The sequence below is a fragment of the Halomonas sp. 707D4 genome (assembly GCF_024158685.1).
Classification (GTDB): Bacteria; Pseudomonadota; Gammaproteobacteria; order Pseudomonadales; family Halomonadaceae; genus Vreelandella.
Genome location: NZ_JAMZBD010000588.1, coordinates 1 through 1,667, shown reverse-complemented (window position 1 = coordinate 1,667; position 1,667 = coordinate 1). Strand labels below are relative to the sequence as shown.

Here is a 1,667-nt window from a genome sequence, read left to right as displayed (position 1 = left end):
CGAAGCGCTCAGCGGCCTCAGCAAGTGCCAGCGCCTGGGCGCGGGTCAGCTCGCCCAAGGGCGGCCTTACGCGCACCAGCCAGCCGTCGCCGGTGGCCATGGGCCGCCAGGCGCCGGGGCACCAGCCTTTTACCTCGAACGGCGCGCTCACGGGCCGCCCCGTTCGCGGGCATCGTCCAGCGCCAGCAGTAGATCCTCGAGCGCCTCGCCCTCCTCGCCCGGGTGTTGCCACAGGCCGCGCTGGGCGGCCTCGCACAGGCGCTCGGCCATCTCCTCGAGGGCCGCCGGGTTGTGCTCGCGCAGAAACGCCTGGTTCGCCTCGTCCAGCACCAGCGCCTGGCTCACCTGGGCGTACTGGTGATCCGCAACGAGATCCGTCGTGGCGTCATAGGCGAACAGGTAATCGATCGTGGCCGCCATCTCGAAGGCGCCCTTGTAGCCGTGCTGGCGCATCGCCTCGATCCACTTGGGGTTCAGAACGCGCGCGCGGATCACCTTCGCAAGCTCCTCCTTCAGCGTGCGCACCCTGGGCGCGGCCGGGTTGGCGTGGTCGGCGTGAAAGATCGTTGGCGCCTTGCCACTTAGTGCGCGCGTGGCGTTCGCCATGCCGCCCTGGAAGGCGTAGTAGGTGTTGGAGTCGAGAATGTCGTGCTCGCGGTTGTCCTGGTTGTGCAGCACCGCCTGGAGCCCTTCGATCTGATGTTCAAAAGCGCCGCGGGCGGGGCTGCCCGAGTGTTCGAACTGCCCGTAGGCGTAGGCGCCGGCAGCGAGGTACGCCTCGGCCAGCTCATCCGCGCTCTCCCAGGCGCGGTTTTCGATCAGCCGGCCCAGCCCCGCGCCGTACTCGCCGGGTTTGCTGCCGAAAATGCGGTAGCGCGCCTGCTCGCGGGCCGTTTCTGAATCCAGGCCCTCGGCTTCGAGCTCATGGGCACGCGCCAGCACCGCCTGGCGGATGGTGTTGCTATCGCCGGGCTCCTGGTACTCGGCCACCGCCTCGACGGCGGCGTCGAACAGGCGAATCACGTTGGGAAAGGCGTCGCGGAAAAAGCCGGAGACGCGCAGCGTGACGTCGACCCGGGGCCGGCCCAGCAGCATGGCGGGAATCACCTCGAAATCGACCACCCGCTGGGAGCCCAGCGACCACTGCGGGCGCACGCCCATCAGCGCAAGGGCCTGGGCGATGTCGTCGCCGCCGGTGCGCATGGTGGCGGTGCCCCAGATCGAAAGCCCGAGCCTTCGCGGAAAGTCGCCGTGGTCCTGCAGGTAGCGCTCGACGAACGCCTGGGCGGATTTTTCTCCCAGCCGCCAGGCTGCCGGCGAGGGAATCGCACGGTTGTCGACGCTGTAAAAGTTGCGCCCGGTGGGCAGTGTGTCGAGGCGCCCGCGGCTCGGTGCCCCGCTCGGCCCCGCCGGCACGAAGCGCCCGGCAAGGCCCTCGAGCAGCGAGCCAAGCTCCATCTCGACGCCGCGAGTGAGCGTCGCCCAAAGCCTGCGGGCGAAATGAAGCTGCCCGGCGGTGGCCGGGTAGTCGTGGGCAAGCGCCTCGAGATCGCCATCGCCCAGCGCGAACTTCTCGACCAACGCCTCGGCCATAAGCTCCAGGCGCTCGCGGGTGTCGGCGCCGGTGCGCCAGGGGCTTGCCAGCAGATCGCCGAGCACCGCGGGGC

At 69.8% G+C, this 1,667-nt stretch carries 2 protein-coding genes; both read right to left on the bottom strand.

Going from position 1 to position 1,667, the window contains the following annotated elements; translation table 11 throughout:
- On the bottom strand, positions 1–100 hold a 100-nt coding region (locus tag BIS11_RS16885), incomplete at its 3' end, for a hypothetical protein (protein ID WP_367399229.1).
- 47 nt (positions 101–147) lie between these two features.
- On the bottom strand, positions 148–1,667 hold a 1,520-nt coding region (locus BIS11_RS16880; protein ID WP_253586628.1), incomplete at its 5' end, for a cobaltochelatase subunit CobN.